We start from the raw sequence: 22,766 nt of genomic DNA, 5'->3' as shown, positions 1-22,766 counted from the left end.
AGACACCGGTCGCTTGATAAAACGGAGTGGATTGGCAGTTTAAAGGAACAATCCGGGACCCGGGCGGCTTCCTTCGGGGAATCTGACGCCGACTTTGAGGATCTTGTTCCCTTCCATCACCGCAACAGTCCAAATAGTTCCATTCCATTCGATCTGGTCGCCCACGACGGGCTCACCGCGATTCTTCTGGATGATGAACTGGCTGAGCGGCATATTTGTATCCAGACCGTCGAGCTTGAGGCCATACAACGCCGCAACGGCACCCAGTTGCGCATCGCCTTCAAGGACGAAGTCGCCGAAGAAGCGCAGGTCCAGGCCGCGCTGCGGTGCCTGGCTGAACAGCTTGCCCAGCGCCGGAAGATCATGTTCGTGACCGATCACGCACAGCATGTCGCCTACTTCCAGCGTGGTACTGCCGGAAGGGTGGAGCAGTTGCTGATTGCGGAACAACGCCGCAATACGGGTGTTTTCGGGCATTTTCAATTCGCGCAGGGCCGCGCCGATGCACCATTTTTCAGCCCCCAGGCGATAGACGAACAGCTCCCATTCACTGGTGACATGCACTTCCAGCGCCGAGCGGGTAATCGGTGCCGGATCAGGCGGAACCGTGACTTTCAACAGTTTTGCCATCCACGGCAGGCTGGTGCCTTGCAGCAACAGCGAAACCAGAACGATGAAGAATGCGAGGTTGAAGTACAGCTGCGCATTGGGCAGGCCGGCCATCAGCGGGAACACCGCCAGAATGATCGGAACCGCGCCGCGCAGGCCGACCCAGGCAATGAACGCCTTTTCACGGCCATGGAACGCCTTGAACGGCAGCAGGCCGACCATCACCGAAAGCGGGCGCGCCACCAGAATCATCCACAACGCCAGGCCCAGGGCCGGTATGGCGATAGGCAACAGGTCGTGGGGTGTGACCAGCAGGCCCAACACCAGGAACATGCCGATCTGCGCGAGCCAGGCCATGCCGTCGAGCATGTGCAGAATGCCGTGGCGGCTGCGGATTGGCCGGTTGCCCAGCACCAGACCGCACAGGTAAACGGCCAGGAAGCCGCTGCCGTGAATGGCGTTGGTCAGGGCAAAGACCGCCAGACCACCAGCGATGACCAGAATCGGATACAGCCCGGCTGCCAGATTGATGCGGTTGACCAGTTGCAGCATCAGCCAGCCGCCACCCAGGCCGATGAAGCTGCCGATACCGAATTCCTGAATCAGATGCCCCACCAATCCCAAGTGCAGGCCGGTCTGGCCGCTGGCGAGCATGCCGATCAGGGTTACAGTCAGGAACACCGCCATCGGGTCGTTACTGCCGGATTCGATTTCCAGGCTGGCGGTCACCCGCTCGTTCAGGCCCTTGCCGCCCAGCAGCGAGAACACCGCCGCGGCATCGGTGGAGCCGACGATTGCGCCGATCAGCAGGCCCTGGATCATGTTCAGATCGAACAGCCATGCCGCGACCATACCGGTCAGCCCGGTGGTAATCAGGACCCCGACCGTTGCCAGCGACAATGCGGGCCATAACGCGACCCGGAAGCTGGCGACTCTGGTACGCAGGCCACCGTCTAGCAGGATCACCGCCAGGGCCAGGTTGCCCACCAGATACGCAGTGGCATAGTTGTCGAAGATGATCCCGCCGCCATCGACCCCGGCCACCATGCCAACGGCAAGAATAATGACGAGAATCGGGATGCCGAGGCGTGAAGACAGAGAACTGACCAGAATACTTGCGCCCACCAGCAACGCGCCGATCAGGAACAGGCTGTTGATGGTCGTGGCATCCAAGGGCGGTACTCCAGATATGAACGTTATAAACAGGCAGGACGCAAACTGACCATGCAGTCCGCGTGCCAAGGGATTCTAACCTGTTGAATTGGCTGGCTGTCAAAAAAGGTTACAGACAAATCCTATAAATAATTAACGCCTTACAATTTCGCTGTCTGCTCACGTGCATGGCTTGTCTCCTACAGGAAAAGAAAGTCATGCCCACATCTACCGCTGACGTTACCCAAATCGCGATTGGCAGAGACGAGCATCGCCTCAAGACCATCGCTCGTGCGTTTATCGACGATTACCCGGACATCCACGGCCTTGCCTATGCAGAAGCCCGCAAGCTGCTGGTCAGGCTGACCGGCCAATCGCTGGACCCGGACACTGTCTATTGGCATCGCTTTGCCACAGCGGTGAGCAGTTTGAAAACCTTCACCGGCTGGCAGCATTCCGGGCCGCCAGTGGAGTCGATGACTTTTGTCGAACTGATGATTCGTCGTTTCAGCGTTGAAGATCTGAGCGCTAGCGATGAACCTTCATCCTACGGCGGTTTCTATCGCGGCGGGCCGCAACAGTTGTGGTTCGACGAGCGCAACGAAGTTGCCGTGCTTCCCCGACAAACTCTCGATGATTTCTGGACGCTGGATTTCAATCGGCTTTTCACCGCCAGAATGGAGCGTTTCTGGGCGCTGCACCGGGAGAATTTCTGCACCCTGGCCCGCTCCGCGTTTTTGGCATCTGCCGGTTCGCAAATGCTCAAGGGGCGCTTGAGCATCGAGCAGTTCAAGCTCGTTACTGAAACGGTCATCGGCCAGCTGCAGCCTGTCATGACCTTCGAGACGTTGCGAGCAGGTGTGACCCCGAGAGCCGGGCTGACCTTGCGCACCTTCGATATCGGAGGCTATGCATGCACCGAGAGCTTTCGCATCATTGATGGCACGGGGCAGCAATTTCTCTATCTGCCCGGCGATACCAATGCCTTCCATGTATTTGCCTCGGATAAAGCGCTGTATGAATGGGTGCAGGAGCGATTGCTCGATACCTCCCCAGCAGCAGCCATCTTCAAACAGTTTTTCATTCGCTCGGCTGAGCGTCGGCAATTGTACGCAGGGGACTTCGATGAGCATGCCCGGCAGATTCTGGACACGCCCTGGGTGGCGGGGCAAACCCTGATCAACAGCAGCGATTTTGCGATCAAAGGTGATGTTTTTGCCTACCTGCGCGGGCTCGCCAGAGAGCAGATGCGGGGTGATTCGCAGATATTGCTGACCTCCGACACCCGCTTGCGCAGGCCGATATGGCTTGGCTACCTGAATGCGTTCACCCATACATCAGCCGCTCAGGCTCCACTGGGTTGGCCGATGGCTTTGCTCATGGTCGGGGCCAGTCTTGATCAGGCCCTCAATGCCCGCGACTCCCGACAGCGCAAGGCCGGGCTCATCCGTTCTGTTTTCGGTGTGCTGCATCTGGTATCCAATCTCACCATCCTGGTGGGTATGAGCAGGGCGGGCGCGGGCAACCGAAGCGTTGGCAGTGCGGTTTTACCCAATGCCCCGCAAACCATTGCGCTTATCGAACACAATCCTTCATTGCACCCCGCAGAGCTGATAAACGTTCACTCGTCTTTCTGGAGCATTTATATGCAGCTCAATATTGCCGAGGAAAAGCGCCTGTCGCAGGTGGCTCTGGCGCGTCAGAAAACCCTCATGCATGTGCCGCAGTTGAGCCCGAACGATCTGATTGCGCAGGATCTACAGGGGCATCCGGTGTATATCGACGAGTGGGGTGATATGCATCGCATCTACAAAAAGCCTGACGGCCAGTATGTGGGTGGACGTATCCCGCTGTATTCGGACACGGACATGTCCTTCAACCAATACCTGCGTACTGGCATTTCAACCGGACCGGAGCAAGTGGACCTGATCGATGAGCTGGCCGATGACTTGCACACTGTAGGTTTCGACAACAGCGTCACGCTCTACCGTGGTGGCAGTGAGCTGCGTGGCACCTCGGGGCGCTTTTTTCGTGATGGGCAGGTCAAGAGTGGCGATGTGTTGGTCAGTACCGATATCTTGTCGTTCAGCGAAAATCCTTATGTGGCGCGGGTTTTTTGCAGCACTCAGGCGGGTGAGCATTCAGCCAGCTTTGCCCAGAAAGGTGTGCCCGTCAGTTTTAACGACACCTCCGTGGTTTATGAGTTGCCCGCCAAAAACTATCTGGGTGCAACCCCTGTTGCGCCGTTTTCCACCGAACCTGATGAAGCCGAGTCGATTTTCCTGCCGGGCCGCTACTTCCTGATCGATGACATCCATCAGGTGTTCGGCCCCCATTACCGGTTCATCAAGGTGCGCCTGATTGAAATCGCCTCGCCCAAGATATGGCACAAGCTCTATGACTTGCGTACCGGCGAGCCCTTTACTCGCGAGCGCTATGCGACAAAGCTCGCAGAGCAAGGTCGACGACTGGTGGACCGGTTCTTTCCCCATGACTCGTTGGGGCTGAGTTTCTAGAACCAGTCGGCTTGCATGCCCAGGCAGGCATCATCACGGATCTCCAGCAACGCCAGTTCATGATTGCAGCCCGGTACTTCCCAGGTCAGGAAGTACCGGGCTGCCTGCAACTTGCCTTGATAGAAATCGGTATCGGCCGAATTGTTTCGGGCCAGTCCCTCTGTGGCGCGAATGGCCTGTTCCAGCCAGCGCCAGCCGATGACGGTATGGCCGAACACTTTCAGGTAGAGCGCCGAATTGGCGAGCGTGGTACTGACCTTGCCCTGTGCCAGATCGGTCAACAAACCAACGGTCACGGTTTGCAGACGCGTCACCAGTTGCTCCAGCGGTTGGCGCAAGGCGTCGAGGTTTTCGTGGGCGCTGGCTCGTTTGGTGGTGTCGGCAATCAGGCGAATCAACTGTTTGAGCCCGGCCCCCTTATTCTGCGCCAGCTTGCGCCCCAGCAGATCCAGCGACTGGATGCCGTGGGTGCCCTCGTGGATCGGGTTAAGGCGGTTATCGCGGTAATACTGCTCCACCGGATATTCGCGGGTATAACCATGGCCACCCAGAATCTGGATCGCCAGTTCGTTGGCTTTCAGGCAGAACTCCGAAGGCCAGGATTTGACGATGGGCGTCAGCAGGTCGAGCAGTTCATGGGCCTGGCGCCGCAGCTCTTCGGTTTCGCCGGTGCGGGTATCGTCGAACAGACGAGCGCTATATAAGCCGAGATCGAAGGCACCTTCCACGTAGGCTTTTTGCGTCAGCAGCATGCGCCTGACATCGGCGTGCTGAATGATCGGCACGGGTGCGCTCTGCGGGTCCCGGTTATCGGGCAGTCGTCCTTGCGGGCGTTCACGGGCGTAGTCCAGAGAATACAGATAACCTGCATAACCGAGCATGATTGCACCCATGCCCACGCCAATCCGCGCTTCGTTCATCATCTGGAACATGTAGCTCAGGCCCTGATGGGGCTTGCCCACCAGATAGCCCACACATTGCCCGTTATCGCCGAAGTTCAGTGCTGTCGAGGTGGTGCCGCGCCAGCCCATCTTGTGAAACAGGCCGGCCAGAATCACGTCATTGCGTGGGCCGTTGCTGCCGTTTTCATTGACCAGAAACTTGGGCACGATAAACAGGGAAATACCTTTCACACCGGCAGGCGCGTCCGGCAGTTTGGCCAGCACCATATGCACGATGTTTTCCGACAGCGAGTGATCGCCACCGGAAATGAAAATCTTGTTGCCGCGCAAACGATAGCTGCCATCCGCAGCAGGTTCGGCGCGGGTGCGGATATCTGACAGCGACGAGCCAGCATGAGGCTCGGTCAACGCCATGGTGCCGAAAAAACGGCCTTCGATGATGGGTTGCAGGAAACGCTGCTTTTGCTCGTCGCTGCCAAAGCTTTCGATGAGGTTCGCCACGCCCATGCTCAGGAACGGGTAAGCCGTGGTGCCCGCATTCGCAGCCTGGAAGTGAGCAAAGCAGGCTTGTGACAGCAAGGTCGGCAACTGCATGCCGCCTTCCTCGAAGTCCCGCGCCGCATTGAGGAAACCGGCTTCCAGAAACGCATCCACCGCAGGTTTGACCTCTGGGATCAGCACCGCCTCGCCATTCTCGTAGCGCGGCTCGTTTTCATCGGCCTTGCGGTTGTGCGGGGCAAAGTACTTCTCGGCAATGGTACGGGCCGTACCGATGGCCGCATCGAACGTCTCGCGACTGTGCTCGGCAAAACGCTCACGCCGGGTCAGCGCCTCGGCATCCAGCACTTCATACAGCTCGAAAGCCAGATTACGGGAACTGAGCAGCGTCTCGGACATGACCTTCACCCTTTGTCTTGTAGTGGGCAGAGTCTAGGCCGGGGATTGAGTGCTGCACAGCATGATTGATAAGGGTGATGGTGGGGGGAAAGCTGCAAGTTACAAGCGGCAAGCTGCAAGTCAAAAGCTTGAAGCTTACAACTTGCAGCTTGCAGCTTTCCTCAACCTATCGTCATCAAGCTCGCATTCCCTCCCGCCGCGGCGGTGTTAACGCTCAGTGCCCGTTCGATCACCAGGCGTTCCAGCGCGACGTTGGTTTCGCCGTGTGACAGGCCGTTGACGCCGATGATCGCGCCGGAGCGCTGGGCCACTTGTTCGCAAATGGCGCGTAACTGGTCTGAATCGCCGTGATGCAGAACGGCGTCGATCAGCACTTCGTCCTTGCTCCAGTCGGCCACCAGTTTGATGCGGGCCTGGACTTCTTTTGGCAGGCGGTTGCGCAGCGGTTTGCTGATTGCGGTATCCGGCCAGAGGGCGGTGCTGCCAACGGCCAGGACGGCGGCCAGTTGGGTCAGCAGGTCGGCTTCGTCGTCGGCCAGGCACAGCACGTGTTCACGAGGCAGGATGCTATAGCTGTTGCGTTCGCCGGTCGGGCCGGTCAGCAGGCGCGTGATGCCGCTTTGCGATTGCTCGGCAAACTGGCTGCACAATTCGTCCAGTGCGGTTTGCTGATTGCTTGCAGCCCATGCTTTCAAGGCTTGCAGCGGTTTGCCCAGGGCTTCCTGCAGGCGGGTGTCGGGTGCGATCAGTTTGTCGCCACGGCCAAAGGATTGTTCGATGGCGTCCTGTGGGCGAGTCGACAGCAGGCGATACAGGTACAGCGGCCCGCCCGCTTTCGGCCCGGTGCCCGACAGGCCTTCGCCGCCGAACGGCTGCACACCCACCACGGCACCGACAATGTTGCGGTTGACGTAGACGTTACCGGCATTGACGTTATCGATGACCTTGGCAATCGTCTCGTCGATGCGCGTGTGTACGCCCAGTGTCAGGCCGTAACCGGTGGCATTGATCTGGCCGATAAGCTGGTCCAGTTCCTTGCGCTTGTAGCGGACCACGTGTAGCACCGGCCCGAAGATTTCCCGTTGCAGTTCGTCGAAGCTTTCCAGCTCGATCAGGGTCGGCATCACGTAGGTGCCGCGCTTGAGGTCTGCACTGTTGGCGATTGCCACCTGATAGACCGTGCGGCCTTTGTCACGCATGCCCTGAATGTGTTTCTCGATTCCTGTCTTGGCTTCGGCGTCGATCACCGGCCCGATATCCACGGACAGATGCTCCGGGTTGCCCAGGCGGTTTTCGGCCATGGCACCCTTGAGCATTTCGATCACGCGATCAGCCGAGTCTTCCTGCAGGCACAGCACGCGCAGTGCCGAGCAGCGTTGGCCAGCGCTGTCGAAGGCCGAGGACAGAATGTCGATCACCACCTGTTCGGTGAGTGCCGAGGAGTCGACGATCATGGCGTTCTGGCCACCTGTTTCGGCGATCAGCGGGATCGGTCGGCCCTGGGCATCAAGACGCCCGGCAATGTTGCGTTGCAGCAGGCGCGCCACTTCGGTGGAGCCGGTAAACATCACGCCTTTGACGCGCTCGTCGCCCACCAGTCGGGCACCGACGGTTTCACCGCGGCCCGGCAGCAGTTGCAGCACACCTTCCGGGATACCGGCTTCCAGCAGCAGGCGCACGGCCTGGGCTGCGATCAGCGGGGTTTGCTCGGCAGGTTTGGCCAGTACCGGGTTACCTGCGGCCAATGCCGCTGCGACCTGACCACTGAAAATCGCCAGCGGGAAGTTCCACGGGCTGATGCAGACCACCGGCCCCAGCGGGCGGTGCGTATCGTTGCTGAAATCGTTGCGGGCCTGCACCGCGTAGTAGCGCAGGAAGTCCACGGCTTCGCGAACTTCGGCAATGGCGTTGGCGAAGGTCTTGCCTGCCTCGCGGACCAGCAGGCCCATCAACGGCTGGATCTCGTTTTCCATCAGGTCGGCAGCGCGCTCAAGAATGGCGGCGCGCTCGGCTGGCGGCGTGGCTTGCCAGATCGGGCCGGAAATCAGCGCGTTCTGGATGGCGTTATCGACGTCTTCCAGGCTGGCTTCCTGCACATGGCCTACCACGTCTCTGTGGTCGGACGGGTTCAGAGTCGCCAGTGCTGTGCCTTCGCTCGCGGGGCAGCCGAGCAGTGGTGCGGCTTTCCAGTCGGTGTGGGCGGTCGCCAGCAAGGCCGACGATAGCGAGGCCAGACGATGTTCGTTGGCCATGTCGATGCCGCTGGAGTTGGGGCGCTCCGAGCCATAGAGGTCGCGGGGCAATGGAATGCGTGGGTGTGGCAGGCCGAAGCTGCCTTCCTGGGTCGCCATGCGCTCGATGCTGCTGACCGGGTCGGCCACCAGTTCCTGGATCGAAACCGACTGATCGGCGATGCGGTTGACGAACGAAGTGTTGGCACCGTTCTCCAGCAGGCGTCGCACCAGATACGCCAGCAACGTTTCATGGGTGCCGACCGGCGCATACACACGGCACGGACGGTTCAGCTTGCCATCTGCAACTTTGCCCACCACTTGTTCGTAAAGCGGTTCACCCATGCCGTGGAGGCACTGGAATTCGTACTGGCCGGGGTAATAGTTCTGACCGGCAATGTGATAAATGGCCGCCAGTGTATGGGCGTTGTGGGTCGCGAACTGCGGATAGATGACTTCCGGCGCGGCCAACAGTTTGCGGGCACAGGCGATATAGGAAACGTCGGTATAAACCTTGCGGGTATAGACCGGATAGCCTTCCAGGCCTTCGACCTGAGCGCGCTTGATTTCGCTGTCCCAGTACGCGCCTTTTACCAGACGGATCATCAGGCGGTGACGGCTGCGACGGGCAAGGTCGATCACGTAATCGATCACATAAGGGCAGCGCTTCTGGTACGCCTGAATGACGAAGCCGATGCCGTTCCAGCCGGTCAGTTGCGGCTCGAAGCAAAGGCGCTCCAACAGGCCCAGCGACAGTTCGAGGCGGTCGGCTTCTTCGGCGTCGATATTCAGGCCGATATCGTATTGCTTGGCCAGCAGGGTCAGCGACAGCAGGCGCGGATACAGTTCTTCCATCACCCGCTCGTATTGGGCGCGGCTGTAGCGTGGGTGCAGCGCCGACAGCTTGATGGAAATGCCCGGCCCTTCATAAATGCCACGGCCGTGAGAGGCTTTGCCAATGGAGTGAATGGCCTGCTCGTAGGACGCCAGATACTTCTGCGCGTCGTGTTCGGTCAGGGCCGCTTCACCCAGCATGTCGTAGGAGTAGCGAAAGCCCTTGGCTTCAAAGCGACTGGCATTGGCCAGGGCTTCGCCGATGGTTTCGCCGGTCACGAACTGCTCGCCCATCAGGCGCATGGCCATGTCCACGCCCTTGCGGATCATGGGCTCGCCACTCTTGCCGATGATGCGGCTCAGGGACGAGGAAAGACCGGTTTCGTTGTGGGTGGACACCAGCTTGCCGGTCAACAGCAATCCCCAGGTTGCAGCGTTGACGAACAGCGAAGGGCTATTGCCCAGGTGAGGCTGCCAGTTGCCGTTGCTGATCTTGTCGCGAATCAGTGCATCGCGGGTGCCTTTGTCGGGGATGCGCAGCAGCGCTTCGGCCAGACACATCAGCGCCACGCCTTCCTGGGACGAGAGCGAGAACTCCTGCAGAAGCCCTTGAACGATTCCGGCGCGACCGCTGGCGCTCTTCTGGTTGCGCAGTTTTTCGGCGATGGAGGCCGCCAGCTTGTGAGTGGCGTCGGCCATTGGGGCGGGCAGGCGCGCCTGCTCCAGCAGCATCGGGACAACTTCCGGCTCGGGGCGGCGGTAGGCGGCGGTGATGGCTGAGCGCAGAACCGATTGCGGCAGGATGCTTTCGGCAAACTCCAGAAAGCTCTGGTAGCTCGTGTCGGCTGGCAACTCGCCGCTTTCATCGCCGTCCTTGCTGCCCAGGCCATTGAGTTCTTGCAGGGTTGCACCACTTTCCAGCTTTTCCAGGTAATTGAAGATGGCCTGCTTGATCAACCAGTGCGGCGTACGGTCGATGGATTGCGCGGCTGCTTTCAATCGCTCGCGGGTCAGGTCGTCAAGTTTGACGCCCAGAGTGGTGGTGGCCATGTCTTGTCCTCATTGTCGCCACTCTGTATGTGGCTTCGGCTTTGGCGCAGGTTAGCTTTGCGTCGGTAAAGGTGCAACCGGGTGCAACCTGTTTTTTGCGGAATATTTCAGGCGCATTTCCCTGAAGACCCCGCTATGCAGGACAAAAGCGTGATTCTGGTGCGTTTTCTTTTGCGAAAGGGGTATTTACCGCTTCAAAATGGTGCGGAAATCACAGTGCAATGATGGTTTTGTGATAGGTGCAACTTATTCAGTGAATTTGGTTGCACCTTTTTCAATTTGTCTAATAGGATTCGCCACCACGGTGCAACCGTTAGCGAATCGTTCAGTGGCTGCTTCCTTGCGGGAATTTCAGTCAGCGCTGCGTCGGGTATCAAGGCATGGATAGCGGGTTCGGTAACCGACTTTCTTCCGGGTATCTGGCGTTTCATAAAAACAATGCCAAGGCAGAACTCATGAGCTTCAACAACCCTATCCTGATCACCTTCGTGATCTACATCGCTGCTATGGTGCTGATCGGCCTCATGGCCTATCGCTCCACCAATAACTTTTCCGATTACATTCTTGGCGGGCGCAGCCTCGGCAGCGTGGTAACCGCACTTTCAGCGGGCGCTTCGGACATGAGTGGCTGGTTGCTGATGGGCTTGCCCGGCGCCATCTATATGTCTGGCCTGTCGGAAGCCTGGATCGCCATCGGCCTGATCGCTGGCGCTTACTTTAACTGGCTGTTCGTGGCCGGTCGTCTGCGGGTGCAGACCGAGCACAACGGCGATGCGCTGACCCTTCCGGATTACTTCAGCAGCCGCTTTGAAGACAACAGCGGCATGCTGCGTATCATCTCGGCCATCGTGATCCTGGTGTTCTTCACCATCTATTGCGCCTCGGGCATTGTGGCCGGTGCGCGGCTGTTTGAAAGCACCTTTGGAATGTCTTATGCGACGTCCTTGTGGGCGGGCGCTGCGGCAACCATCGTCTACACCTTTGTCGGTGGCTTCCTGGCAGTGAGCTGGACGGATACGGTCCAGGCCACACTGATGATCTTCGCGCTGATTCTCACGCCGATCATCGCGCTGCTGGCGACCGGTGGCATCGACACCACCTTCCTGGCCATCGAAGCCCAGAACCCGGCCAGTTTCGACATGTTCAAGAACACCACTTTCATCGGTGTCGTTTCACTGCTGGCCTGGGGCCTTGGCTATTTCGGCCAGCCGCACATCCTGGCGCGCTTCATGGCGGCGGATTCGGTCAAGTCGATTGCCAATGCCCGCCGCATCTCCATGACCTGGATGATCCTGTGTCTGGCGGGTGCGGTTGCAGTGGGTTTCTTCGGTATCGCCTACTTCGCGGCAAAACCTGATGTGGCCGGTCCCGTGACCGAAAACCCGGAGCGGGTGTTCATCGAGCTGGCGAAGCTGCTGTTCAACCCGTGGATTGCCGGTGTGTTGCTGTCTGCGATTCTGGCAGCGGTGATGAGCACCCTGAGCTGCCAGTTGCTGGTGTGCTCCAGTGCCCTGACCGAAGACTTCTACAAGGCGTATCTGCGCAAGAACGCTTCGCAGCTTGAGCTGGTCTGGGTGGGTCGGGCCATGGTGCTGCTGGTGGCGGTGATTGCCATTCTGCTGGCTGCCGACCCTGATAACCGCGTTCTGGGGCTTGTGAGTTACGCCTGGGCCGGTTTCGGTGCGGCGTTCGGCCCGGTGGTGCTGATTTCGGTGCTGTGGAAAGGCATGACCCGCAATGGCGCGCTGGCAGGCGTGGTCGTAGGCGCACTGACCGTGGTGCTCTGGAAACAGTTCAGTACCATCGGCCTGTATGAAATCGTGCCCGGCTTTATCTTCGCCAGCCTCGCGATTGTGCTTTTCAGCCTGATTGGCAAAGGCCCCTCGACTGCAATGCAGGAGCGTTTCATCGCTGCCGAGAAAGAGTTCAAGGCTGCCCGTTGATCGGTCTGTCTTGAAATGAAGGAGGCCCGCCCATCAAGTGCGGGCCTTTCTTTTGGGGCGGTATATCAGATCTTGTTGTGATCGATATCCAGGTTATAGAACGTGGCTTTACCGCCTTCATTGCTGTATCCGGAGTTGTCCTGGGTATATACGCCAGCCTTGAAATAGAGCGGTTTTGTTTTCCAGGAAGAACTGATGGATGTGCTCCAGTTCACATCTTTGGCGCTGACGCTCAATTCTCCACCGGGACTCAGGTGGATGATGTATTTGAACTTCTCGTTGAGTGGCACGCCTTCGACAATCTTGATGACTTTGCTTTCGTCATCATCGAAGCGCTTGCGAACTTTCACCACGATATTGCCGGTCTGGGTCTTCTTCTTGTACTGATACTCCACCTTGAGCATCGGCTCGGTGCTGTCGTAGGCGTGGATCTGGCCGATGACGATCTTGCCCGATGAGGGCACCTGATTGACTTCAAGAGTCGCATTCAGAAAGTTGTCTGCATCGGGGTACAACCAGTTATGCAGCGTGCCGTCGGACCACGTCTCGCGCAGCTCGCTACGTGGGTATTTGGCATTTTCGGTGCGGGTGCCGGTGACGGGCGACCAGAAAAAAATGTACCCCGAATGGGACTCGAAGTACTTGCCGTCATAGCCTTGGCGCAACTGTGAGGTTTCTACGGTTTTGGGGGGTGAGCCCACCGGGATACTGAGATTCCACGATCCTAGGTCTATCATTTTGTGCTTCCAGAAAAATTCGTTCGACTGCTCTGAAGTCTCTGCTCAGAGGGTTTCGGCAGCTTTTATACGATTTGAAAATGCATTTGTTAATGCTTGGCGAGCGAACTAATGACGTCAAAGTGCTGTCATTTTTCCTGTAGGACAGAATCTATATGGCCTGCAGGAATATACCGTTAGTCGGTTATGTGGAACTTTGGTGATGGCAGTAGGCTGCCTTGCTGCTGCTTTTTTCAGGAGCGACTAAAGTTGATGCAAATTGGACAGGGTTTTCTGTAACAGGCGCCGCCCACAAAAGTAGAGAAGCAGCATGGAATGCGTGCAATCCAAGCCCAATGATGGCTCTTCGGTTCTTCTGGTTGTCGATGACTACCCGGAAAATCTGGTGACGATGTGCGCAGTCCTTCAGCGAACGGACTGGCACATCGTCACCGCCAGTTCCGGCGTCGAAGCACTGACGGTGCTTCTGGAGCAGGAAGTGGATCTGGTTCTGCTGGATGTGCAGATGCCCGATATGGATGGATTTGAAGTCGCACGCCTGATGCGCGGCAGTCAGCGCACAAGCCTGACACCGATCATTTTTCTGACCGCCAACGAGCAGACCCCGGCTTCAGTACACAAGGGCTATGCAAGCGGGGCTATTGATTACCTGTTCAAGCCCTTCGACCCGAATGTGCTCAAGCCCAAGGTTCAGGCCTTGCTGGAGCAGCAGCGCAATCGTCGTGCCTTGCAGAGGCTCACTCAGGAACTGGAAAGCGCCAGGGCCTTCAATGCTTCGGTGCTGGCCAATGTGGCCGAAGGCATTGTGGTGGTGGATGAGGCTGGCATCATCAGTTTCGCTAACCCCGCCATCTGTCGCCTGCTCGATATCGTGGATGAACAATTACGTGGCACAAGCGTGCTGGATTATGTGCTGGAACCCAAGGTCCAGAGCTGGCTGGAGTCGGATTTCTACAAGCACTATCGCAATGCCGACACTTACCGCGTGCATGATGCCGTTCTGCGTACGGCTGGGGGCGGGCAATTGCCGGTGGCTTTGTCCTGTGCGTCGCTGCCTTGCGAGCAAAAGGCAATGGTGCTGACCATTCTCGATATGTCGCTGGAGCGCAATCTGTATCAGCAGCTCGAGCAGCAGGCGGTGACCGACGCCTTGACGGGGCTGCTCAATCGACGCGGCTTCTATCAGGCTGTCGAGGGCATGCTGCTGCGTAACGAGCATGCGGAGCAGTATTTGGTTGTGCTGTATCTGGACCTGGACGGCTTCAAGCAGATCAATGACTCGCTGGGCCATGATGCTGGCGATCAGGTCTTGTTGTGGGTGGCCACGCAGCTCAAGGATTGCCTGCGCCCCTACGATGTTCTGGCGCGCATGGGCGGTGACGAATTTACTGTGGTGATCGAAGGTTTCGATTATCCCGAGCAGGCCGCCAAGGTGGCTGAAAAACTCATCGAGCGGGTATCGATGAAACGTCAGGTCGATGGCGTGGACATTTCCCTTGGCGTCAGCATCGGGATTGCGACTTATCCCGAGTGCGGCTCCAACCTCGATGGCCTGCTGCGGGCGGCGGACATTGCCATGTACGAAGCCAAGCGGGCAGGGCGCCAGCAATATCGTTTCTATGACCAGAACATGAACGGTCGTGCGCGTTCGCGCCTGATGCTCGAAGACAGCGTGCGCAATGCTATCGAAGGCAAGAATTTCTCGGTGGTCTATCAGCCTCAGGTGCATGTGGCGGATGGTCGCCTGCGAGGGTTTGAAGCCTTGTTGCGCTGGCAGCACGCCAGTGTCGGGGACGTGCCGCCAGCCTTGTTCATTCCCTTGCTCGAGGAAACGCGGCTGATCAACCGGCTTGGCAGCTGGATTTTCGATCAAGGGGCCGAACAGCGTCAGGCATTGGGTCGGGTCTTTGCTTCCGATCTGGTGGTGAGTGTCAGTGTCAGCCCGACGCAATTCTGCATGCCTAATCTGGCCGCGGAGCTACGGCGGGCGATGGATCGTTTCGAGTTGCAGCCCGGCCAGCTGGAAGTCGAGCTTACCGAAGCCTCACTGGTGAATAACCTGAGCCACAGTCACAAGCAGTTGCAGCAACTGCGCGAGATCGGTGTGCGCGTGGCGCTGGATGATTTCGGTTTGGGTGAATGCTCTCTGTCGCACCTGCGCAACCTTCAGCTCGATACCCTGAAGCTCGATAGACACTTCATTGCCGGTCTGCTCGACTCGCCTCGCGATGCGGTCCTGGCGCGCAGCATCATCGATCTGTGCCGCAACCTCGACATTCTGGTCATCGCCGAAGGCGTCGAGACTTTGCAGCAATATGAGTGGCTGGCCAATAATGGCTGTCAGGTCATCCAGGGGTTTCTGGTGGCTTATCCGCTCGATGCCGAAGATGCCCGCTCCTTCCCTGCACGTTTTGACTGGTCGAGGCTGCGTGGCTGATTGCGGTAGACTGGCGCCTTTGAATCATCTGCCACGGCCCCATGACTGCTTCAGCACCTGTACCGCTCAAATACCTGCAAGCCTATCCTGCTTCCCTTCAGGATCAGGTGCGGCAACTGATTGCTCAGGACAAACTGGGCGACTATCTGCAACAGCGTTATCCGGAGCGTCATCAGATCCAGAGTGACAAGGCGTTGTACGCCTATGCCTTGGCCTTGAAGCAGGAGCATCTGCGCAATGCGCCGCCTGTGGACAAGGTGCTGTTCGACAATCGTCTCGACCTGACTCATCGCGCTTTGGGCCTGCACACCACGGTTTCGCGAGTGCAGGGCGGCAAGCTCAAGGCCAAGAAAGAGATTCGCGTTGCTGCGCTGTTCAAGGAAGCAGCAACGCAGTTTCTGCGCATGATCGTGGTGCATGAACTGGCGCACTTCAAGGAGTCGGATCACAACAAGGCGTTCTACCAGTTGTGTGAACACATGCAGCCGGGCTATCACCAGCTTGAATTCGACCTGCGGGTCTACCTGACGTATCGCGACCTGCAGGCTGGCGCCCGGTCGACCACCTGAATACTGCTCCAGCAAGGATTTTGAAGATGGATGTCAGCAAGACCAAAAGCAGCTTTTATCGTCGTCTGTACGTTGCGTACCTGATCGACAGCCAGCTTGCCAGCACGGTGCCCGAATTGACGGAAGTCACCGGCATGCCGCGTCGTACGGCACAAGACACTATCGCGGCGCTGGCCGACCTGGATATCCAGTGCGAATTCGAACAACAGGAAGGTGCCCGCAACCATGCCGGGCATTACCGGATTCGGGACTGGGGTGCGATCGATAAAGCATGGATAACCCGCAATCTGGCCAGCATCAAGGCCGTACTGGGTTATCCCTGACGGAAGCGGGCCTTATTCGAGGTCGCGGCGCATGCCGATGTGCGGGATGTCGTCTTCCAGATACTCCTCGCCTACTGCGTTGAAGCCGTAACGGCTGTAGTAACCCTGAAGATGAGCCTGGGCCGACAGATAGATGGGCTGGTCGGGCCATTTCTTTTCGGCGTGTTCCAGCGCCTGGACCATCAGTTCGTGGCCCATGCCCTTGTTGCGAATCGATGGCGCGGTCACCACGCGGCCAATGGTGACATCGCCGCCTTGCTGGATCGGGTCCAGCAAGCGCAGGTAAGCCACCAGCTTGCCGTCCTGCCAGGCCATCAAATGGCAGGTGTCACCTGTCAGGTCCAGCCCGTCCACATCCAGATACACGCACTGCTGCTCGACCACGAAAACCTCGGCGCGCAGTTTCAGAGCAGCGTAAAGCTGTTCGATGCTCAGGTCGGTATGGTGTTTGCAGATCCATTTGATAGGCATGTTGTTGACTCGCAGAGAAACCAGAAGGGAATTCTAAACGTATACCGCCGCATTCCCAATAAAAGGCCGTGATGTCTGTCGATCGTTTTGGCTTTGGTCTGGAAAATATTTTTACATCAATCACATGGCTGTCACATGGGCGTGGGTTGTTTCCTGACGGGATTGGGTCTTCAATACAAGTCAGGATTCAAATGACGCTATTGATCAACGACTCTCGGTCTGGATCGGGCATGCTGCCCACCTGGGGAATTCAAGCATGTCGCGACTGCTTCAAGCTGTTGGGTTGCTGGGGTTACTGCTGATCGCACAGGCTGGTGCAGGCGAGAAGTTGCGTCTGGTTGCCGATGCCTGGCCTCCCTTTACCGATGACACCTTGCTCCACGACGGCCTGGCCACCGATATCGTGAGAACCGCACTGCAGCGTGCCGGGTATCAGACCGTTTACGAGCAGGTGCCCTGGGCGCGCGCCATGCATGGTATCGCCGAGGGGCGCAATGATGTGCTGATCAATGCCTGGTTCAATGAAGAACGCACCCGGGTTGGTCAGTTTTCCGCCGAGTATCTGGTCAATCGGGTGCGCTTTCTCAAGCGCAAGGACTCGAATATCGGTGTCTCGAACCTCGATCAACTGCACAAGTACATCATTGCGGTGGTGCGTGGTTACGCCTATTACCCGTCGTTCGACAATGATCCGGCGTTACGCAAGGTTCCGGTCCACAATTTCTCCATGGCGGCCAACATGCTGGCCGCCGGGCGTGTGGATCTGGCGCTGGAAGATGAGTTCGTGGCCCGTTACAGCCTGGCCAACGAGCCCGACGCAGTGCGCAATCACGTCGAGTTCCTGCCGGACTCACTCACCGAGAACAGCCTGCATATTCTGGTCAGCCTGAAGAACCCGAAGCATGCGCAAATCGTCGCCAGCTTTGATCGGGAAATCGCAGCCATGAAGGTTGATGGTACTTACGACGAACTGCTCAGGCTGCACGGTCTGATGCCTGTGGCCCCTTGATCAAATGCGCCGCCAGCGTGCGTAACGGAGCCAGCTGGCGATAGATCAAGGCCAGTTGCGTCTGCACCAGCCGCTGGCTCTCGTCCAGTTCGTCAGGCATCTGTTCCAGTTGGGTTGCCAGCTCCTCTTCGGCATCGTTCTGCACGGCAACCGGTTTCTTTTCGGCCAGGCTCTGGGCGATCTCATCAATGCTGGCTGCCAGCGCCGCGCCTGCGCCATCAATAAGCTGTTCGTGGACATCGCTGGGCAGTTGCGTGTCGCGATGCGCGCCCAGCCCGGACAGATAACTCAGCAGCGTGTGCGACAGCACCAGAAAGCGAAAGCCCACATCCGCCTCTTTGCGGAAGTGTCCAGGCTCCATCAGCATGTTCGCCAACGTCGTTGAAAGCGCCGCATCGGCATTGTGCGCATTGCGCCGGGCCAGACGATAAGCCAGGTCGTCGCTCTTGCCCTTGGCGTATTGCTGCATGATCTGGCGCAGGTAAATGCTGTTGCAGCTCAGGGTATTGGCCAGCACTTTGTTCAGCTTGCGACCTTGCCAGTCCGGCAGGAACAGGAACACTGCCAGCCCGGCAATCAGGCTGCCCAGCAAGGTATCGAACAGGCGTGGCAGGAACAGCCCGTAGCCATCGCCCACCTGATTGAAACAGAACAGCACCATCACCGTGATCGCAGCGGTCGAGAGTGTATAGCGTGTCGTGCGGTTGACGAAGAACACCACGCCCGCGAGCACGGCACACATCGATTGCAGGACTGGATTGGTCACCAGATCGAACAACGCCCAGCCAGCGGTCAGGCCAAGGGCGGTGCCGATAATCCGTTGTACCAGCTTGCGGCGTGTCGCGCCGTAGCTCGGCTGGCAGACGAATACCGTGGTCAGAATGATCCAGTAGCCTTGAGACGGGTGGATCAGATGCACCATGGCGTAGCCCACCGACAGGGCCAGCGGCAAACGCAAGGCATGACGAAACAGCAGCGAGGTCGGTGTCATCTGCAGGCGAAGGCGTGTCCAGACATCCTTGAGGTTGCGTGGCGAACGGTCCAGCAGGCTGCTGTCGGTCGCATCGGCCAGGGCATCCGGGTTGCTGGCATCGCTGATCAGGCGGTCCAGGGTTTCAAGGTTGGCTGCCAGTGCCCGCAATGAGCGCAACAGGCTGCGCCAGGCCGGATTGCTCTGGATGCGCAGGTGCTCAAGGGAGGCACGCAGGTCTTCCATCGCTTCGGCAAAGCTCGGGTCGTAGACAAACGGCTGGCGCAACTGGATGGACTCGGACAACGCCTGACAGGCCACACCCTGCTGGCGCAGCAGACGCTGGCAGCGGAACAGCACATCGCTATGGAAAAACGCCTCGGCCAGCGAGTTGTAGGGGTAATGCGAAGAACTGGCGCGTTCGTGAATGTCCTGAGCGATGAAGTACAGCTTCAGATAACGGCTGACCTTCGAGCCGGGCCGACCACTGCCTACCCGGTGCAGAATGATTTCCTTGGTGCTGTTCAGCGCCGCTACTACCCGACCATTCTGCTTGGCCAGCTCCAGGCGCCGCTCTTCTACATCCAGGGTGCGAATCGGCTCGAACAGGGTCGACTTGAGCTTGAGGTACAAGCCCAGCTCGCGAAACAGCCGCGCCAGCGCCTGCTGCACCGGCTGGTTGGAAAACAGCATCTGCCACAGTACCGACAGCAGGCCGTACCAGGCTGCGCCCGCCACCAGCAGCATCGGCTCATGCCAGAAGTCCAGAACTTCGCCGCCGCGCTGGTCCACGCCAATCATGGTGTAGACCGAGAGAATCAGGGTGCCGTAGGCAATTGCACCGTAGCGTTCGCCCAGCGCTCCGAGCATGGTCAGGCAGAAACTGGCCAGCGCCATCGCGCAAACGAACAGCCAGGGATAGGGAAACAGGAGTTCCACGGCCAGCGCGGCGATGCTGAAGCACACCAGCGTCACGGCCAGGGCATTGAGGCGGCCTTGCCAGCTGTCATCGGTTTCGGCCAGGGCGCAGGCGATAATCCCCAGGAACAGCGGGATCAGCAAGCCCATCTCATTTTGATACCAGCACAGCGCCATGCTGCCAGTCAGTGCGATAAAGACCCGAACGCTATAGCTGAACTTGTCCAGTGCCCATAACCGGCGGAGTGTATGACGCAGAGATTTTGATGCCATGAATGAGATGACGGCCTTGTTTGCAATTGATCGATCCTGCAGAAAGATATGTACAGGCCCGAGGCTGGCCTGTACATCCGCTTGGGAAAAAAATTATTGCCCGCAGCGCGTTACTTTTCCGCTATCAGACGTACTGTGCCGCCGCATAGGCCGACGCCCAGGCCCACTGGAAATTGAAACCGCCCAGATGGCCGCTCACATCCAGTACTTCACCCACGAAATACAGCCCCGGTGACTTCAGCGATTCCATGGTCTTGGAAGACACTTCACGGGTATCGATGCCGCCCAGCGTAACCTCGGCCGTGCGATAGCCTTCGGTGCCCGCCGGCACGACCCGCCAGCTCGCCAGTTTCTCGGCGATGTCGGCCAGTTCGGCGTGGGTGTACTGCTTCATGGGTTTTGAAGCAAACCAGTGTTCGGCCAGCAGGTTGGCCATCTTCTTGGTGAAGATTTCCCCCAGCAGGGTTTTCAGTTCGCTGTTCGGGCGCTCTGCCTGCTGCTCGGCCAGCCAGCCCGGGACGTCATGATCGGGCAGCAGGTTGATTTCCACACTGTCGCCCGGTTGCCAGAACGACGAGATCTGCAGGATCGCCGGGCCACTGAGGCCGCGGTGGGTAAACAGAATGTTTTCGCGAAAGCTTGTGTCATTGCAACTGACCAGACAGTCCACCGACGTTCCCGACAACTCGCTGCACAGTTCCTTGAGCTGATCGGTGATGGTGAACGGCACCAGCCCGGCGCGAGTCGGCAGCAGCGTATGGCCGAACTGCTTGCCCACCTGATAACCGAAACCTGTGGCACCCAGCGTCGGAATCGACAGGCCGCCTGTGGCAATCACCAGCGACTCGCAGCTCAAGGTGCCAAGGGTGGTCTCCAGGCGGTAGCCGGTTTCAGTCTTTTCGATCTGCTGCACGGACGTGTCCATGTGCAGACTGGCACCGGCCTTTCGGCACTCTTCGAGCAGCATTTCCAGGATGTCGCTGGACTTGTTATCGCAGAACAGCTGGCCCAGCTTTTTCTCGTGATAAGGCACGCCATGCCTGGCGACCATCTCGATGAAGTCCCACTGGGTATAACGGGCCAGTGCCGACTTGCAGAAGTGCGGGTTCTGCGACAGAAAATTGCCCGGCTCGGTGTACATGTTGGTGAAGTTGCAGCGTCCGCCACCGGACATGAGGATCTTCTTGCCCGGCTTGTTGGCGTGATCGATCAGCATCACCTTGCGCCCACGACCTGCGGCGGTGAGCGCACACATCAAACCTGCGGCGCCAGCGCCAATGATTACAACGTCAGTAACGGGCACAGCATGGTCCTCAGAGGTATCAGATCTACAAATCGCGTGGGAGCGAATTCATTCGCGAAAGGGGCATGAAATCAAAGAATACGAACCCGCAACGACTTGCCCTTGATCTTGCCATTGTTCAAACGCTCCAGCGCCTGCTTGGCGATGCTGCGCTCGACGGCCACATAAGCCTGGAAGTCGAAAATGGCGATCTTGCCAACCTGCGCGCCCGGAATACCGGCCTCGCCCGTCAATGCACCCAGAATGTCGCCCGGACGCAGCTTGTCCTTGCGGCCCGAACCGATGCACAGGGTCGTCATGGCTGGCAGCAACTTGCCGCCTTCCTTGATGCTCAGGTTGTCGTACTGCTGCCAGTTCAACGGAGCCTTCTGCAGCTCTTCGATAGCACGGGCACGCTGGCTTTCCGAAGGGGCCACGAGGCTGACCGCGATACCTGTCTCGCCCGCACGCCCGGTACGACCGACGCGGTGGATGTGGATTTCCGAATCCCGAGCCAGCTCGACGTTGATGACCATGTCCAGCGCATCGATATCCAGACCTCGGGCCGCTACGTCAGTGGCCACCAGTACCGAAGTGCTGCGGTTGGCGAACATCGCCAGAACCTGATCACGATCACGCTGTTCCAGATCGCCATGCAGGCCAACGGCAGACATGCCTTTGGCGGTCAGGTGATTGACCACTTCCTGAACCTGCTGCTTGGTGAAGCAGAACGCAACGCAGGACGTCGGACGGAAATGGCCAAGGACCTTGACCACGGCTTCCAGGCGCTGCTCAGGGGAAATTTCGTAGAAAATCTGCTCGATCTGGCTGTCGGCATGCAGCGCCTCGACCTTGACGGTCTGCGGATCGCGCATGAACTTCGAAGCCAGTTGCTTGATGCCGACCGGGTAAGTGGCCGAGAACAGCAGGGTCTGGCGACGCTGCGGGGTCTGCTCGATGATATCGGCGATGGCGTCGTAGAAACCCATGTCCAGCATGCGGTCGGCTTCATCGAGAATCAGCGTGTTCAGACCGTCCAGCACCAGCGAGCCCTTGCGCAGGTGCTGCTGGATGCGGCCCGGTGTGCCGACGATGATGTGTGCGCCATGCTCCAGCGAGCCGATCTGCGGGCCGAAAGGCACACCGCCGCACAAGGTCAGCACCTTGATGTTGTCTTCGGAGCGGGCCAGACGACGGATTTCCTTGGCCACCTGATCGGCCAGCTCGCGGGTCGGGCACATCACCAGTGCCTGGCAACCGAAGAAGCGCGGGTTGATCGGGTTCAGCAGCCCGATCCCAAAGGCTGCGGTCTTGCCGCTGCCGGTCTTGGCCTGAGCGATCAGGTCCATGCCCTTGAGAATCACCGGCAGGCTTTGCGCCTGAATCGGCGTCATCTGGGCGTAACCAAGCGACTCCAGGTTAGCCAGCATGGCGGCGGACAGGGGCAAAGTGTTGAAAGCGGTGTTAGTCACGACGGTGGACCTGCAAAACAAAAATGTCGCGCAGTGTATCAGGTCGTAAGCTCGGCTCAGATGGCAATGTCGATAAATGGTGATGTGCAATCTCTGTGGGAGGGGCGATTGGCCCGCCACAGCCCGGGACCGGCCCCCCCCCACAAACCCACAGAAAATACAAAACACGCC

14 protein-coding genes are annotated in these 22,766 nt (G+C 58.6%); 6 read left to right on the top strand and 8 right to left on the bottom strand.

The genetic code is table 11. The annotated features are described in order from the left end of the window. Positions 1-39: 39 nt before the first annotated feature. Positions 40-1,782, bottom strand: coding sequence for a potassium/proton antiporter (locus K5D32_RS09565; RefSeq protein ID WP_221600031.1), 1,743 nt, complete (start codon positions 1,780-1,782; stop codon positions 40-42). A 197-nt stretch (positions 1,783-1,979) separates the two neighbouring features. Here K5D32_RS09565 and K5D32_RS09560 point away from each other — a divergent pair, with 197 nt between their 5' ends. After that, positions 1,980-4,277 carry a dermonecrotic toxin domain-containing protein gene (locus tag K5D32_RS09560; protein ID WP_221600029.1) on the top strand — a complete coding sequence of 766 codons (2,298 nt, stop codon included), beginning with the start codon at positions 1,980-1,982 and terminating at the stop codon, positions 4,275-4,277. On the opposite strand, the gene K5D32_RS09555 is transcribed toward K5D32_RS09560, so the two are convergent. Next, positions 4,274-6,076 (bottom strand): acyl-CoA dehydrogenase, encoded by a 1,803-nt coding sequence (locus tag K5D32_RS09555; protein WP_221577081.1) that lies wholly within the window; start codon positions 6,074-6,076, stop codon positions 4,274-4,276. The genes K5D32_RS09560 and K5D32_RS09555 overlap by 4 nt on opposite strands. Positions 6,077-6,237: 161 nt before the next feature. After that, positions 6,238-10,191: a trifunctional transcriptional regulator/proline dehydrogenase/L-glutamate gamma-semialdehyde dehydrogenase gene (gene putA / locus K5D32_RS09550; protein WP_221600027.1), complete on the bottom strand. Its 3,954-nt coding sequence runs from the start codon at positions 10,189-10,191 to the stop codon at positions 6,238-6,240. A 455-nt stretch (positions 10,192-10,646) separates the two neighbouring features. Between putA and putP the strand changes: the two genes are divergently transcribed. Beyond that, positions 10,647-12,134: a sodium/proline symporter PutP gene (gene putP / locus K5D32_RS09545; RefSeq protein ID WP_221600101.1), complete on the top strand. Its 1,488-nt coding sequence runs from the start codon at positions 10,647-10,649 to the stop codon at positions 12,132-12,134. Positions 12,135-12,199: 65 nt separating this feature from the next. Here the strand turns inward: putP and K5D32_RS09540 are convergent, their stop codons facing one another. After that, on the bottom strand, positions 12,200-12,871 hold the full coding sequence (locus K5D32_RS09540) for a polysaccharide lyase family 7 protein (RefSeq protein WP_221577079.1): 672 nt from the start codon (positions 12,869-12,871) through the stop codon (positions 12,200-12,202). Positions 12,872-13,181: 310 nt separating this feature from the next. Here K5D32_RS09540 and K5D32_RS09535 point away from each other — a divergent pair, with 310 nt between their 5' ends. The 3 genes from K5D32_RS09535 to K5D32_RS09525 are packed head-to-tail and all read left to right on the top strand — an operon-like array spanning position 13,182 to position 16,200. Continuing rightward, positions 13,182-15,308, top strand: a complete 2,127-nt coding sequence (locus K5D32_RS09535) for an EAL domain-containing protein (RefSeq protein WP_221600025.1) — start codon at positions 13,182-13,184, stop codon at positions 15,306-15,308. Positions 15,309-15,349: 41 nt separating this feature from the next. Then, the gene (locus tag K5D32_RS09530; protein WP_221600023.1) at positions 15,350-15,877 is read left to right on the top strand and encodes a M48 family metallopeptidase; all 528 of its coding nucleotides are present in this window, start codon (positions 15,350-15,352) and stop codon (positions 15,875-15,877) included. A gap of 26 nt (positions 15,878-15,903) precedes the next feature. Further along, on the top strand, positions 15,904-16,200 hold the full coding sequence (locus tag K5D32_RS09525) for a helix-turn-helix domain-containing protein (RefSeq protein ID WP_095067267.1): 297 nt from the start codon (positions 15,904-15,906) through the stop codon (positions 16,198-16,200). Positions 16,201-16,212: 12 nt separating this feature from the next. Here K5D32_RS09525 and K5D32_RS09520 read toward each other — a convergent pair whose 3' ends face one another. Continuing rightward, positions 16,213-16,671 carry a GNAT family N-acetyltransferase gene (locus K5D32_RS09520; protein ID WP_095067266.1) on the bottom strand — a complete coding sequence of 153 codons (459 nt, stop codon included), beginning with the start codon at positions 16,669-16,671 and terminating at the stop codon, positions 16,213-16,215. 256 nt (positions 16,672-16,927) lie between these two features. Between K5D32_RS09520 and K5D32_RS09515 the strand changes: the two genes are divergently transcribed. Next, positions 16,928-17,680, top strand: a complete 753-nt coding sequence (locus K5D32_RS09515; protein WP_221600021.1) for an ABC transporter substrate-binding protein — start codon at positions 16,928-16,930, stop codon at positions 17,678-17,680. Here K5D32_RS09515 and yccS read toward each other — a convergent pair. The 3 genes from yccS to dbpA form a co-directional block, all read right to left on the bottom strand. Continuing rightward, positions 17,646-19,841, bottom strand: coding sequence for a YccS family putative transporter (yccS, locus tag K5D32_RS09510; protein ID WP_221577075.1), 2,196 nt, complete (start codon positions 19,839-19,841; stop codon positions 17,646-17,648). The two genes, K5D32_RS09515 and yccS, sit on opposite strands and share 35 nt — an antisense overlap. 124 nt (positions 19,842-19,965) lie before the next feature. Beyond that, the gene (locus K5D32_RS09505; protein WP_221577074.1) at positions 19,966-21,144 is read right to left on the bottom strand and encodes an NAD(P)/FAD-dependent oxidoreductase; all 1,179 of its coding nucleotides are present in this window, start codon (positions 21,142-21,144) and stop codon (positions 19,966-19,968) included. Between the two features lie 71 nt (positions 21,145-21,215). After that, positions 21,216-22,595: an ATP-dependent RNA helicase DbpA gene (dbpA, locus tag K5D32_RS09500; RefSeq protein ID WP_221593206.1), complete on the bottom strand. Its 1,380-nt coding sequence runs from the start codon at positions 22,593-22,595 to the stop codon at positions 21,216-21,218. Between the last annotated feature and the right edge of the window lie 171 nt (positions 22,596-22,766).

Source organism: Pseudomonas cichorii (assembly GCF_019719005.1).
Classification (GTDB): domain Bacteria; phylum Pseudomonadota; class Gammaproteobacteria; order Pseudomonadales; family Pseudomonadaceae; genus Aquipseudomonas; species Aquipseudomonas cichorii_E.
The sequence above is the reverse complement of the archived record's forward strand: the minus strand, read 5'-3'. Positions and strand labels throughout refer to the sequence as shown.

What these genes read in the sequence shown, in the direction of transcription:
- K5D32_RS09560 (WP_221600029.1), top strand. Translation starts at nt 1,980, where the DNA reads ATGCCCACATCTACCGCTGACGTTACCCAAATCGCGATTGGCAGAGAC.
- K5D32_RS09555 (WP_221577081.1), bottom strand. Translation starts at nt 6,076, where the DNA reads ATGTCCGAGACGCTGCTCAGTTCCCGTAATCTGGCTTTCGAGCTGTAT.
- putA (WP_221600027.1), bottom strand. Translation starts at nt 10,191, where the DNA reads ATGGCCACCACCACTCTGGGCGTCAAACTTGACGACCTGACCCGCGAG.
- putP (WP_221600101.1), top strand. Translation starts at nt 10,647, where the DNA reads ATGAGCTTCAACAACCCTATCCTGATCACCTTCGTGATCTACATCGCT.
- K5D32_RS09540 (WP_221577079.1), bottom strand. Translation starts at nt 12,871, where the DNA reads ATGATAGACCTAGGATCGTGGAATCTCAGTATCCCGGTGGGCTCACCC.
- K5D32_RS09535 (WP_221600025.1), top strand. Translation starts at nt 13,182, where the DNA reads ATGGAATGCGTGCAATCCAAGCCCAATGATGGCTCTTCGGTTCTTCTG.
- K5D32_RS09530 (WP_221600023.1), top strand. Translation starts at nt 15,350, where the DNA reads ATGACTGCTTCAGCACCTGTACCGCTCAAATACCTGCAAGCCTATCCT.
- K5D32_RS09525 (WP_095067267.1), top strand. Translation starts at nt 15,904, where the DNA reads ATGGATGTCAGCAAGACCAAAAGCAGCTTTTATCGTCGTCTGTACGTT.
- K5D32_RS09520 (WP_095067266.1), bottom strand. Translation starts at nt 16,671, where the DNA reads ATGCCTATCAAATGGATCTGCAAACACCATACCGACCTGAGCATCGAA.
- K5D32_RS09515 (WP_221600021.1), top strand. Translation starts at nt 16,928, where the DNA reads ATGTCGCGACTGCTTCAAGCTGTTGGGTTGCTGGGGTTACTGCTGATC.
- yccS (WP_221577075.1), bottom strand. Translation starts at nt 19,841, where the DNA reads ATGGCATCAAAATCTCTGCGTCATACACTCCGCCGGTTATGGGCACTG.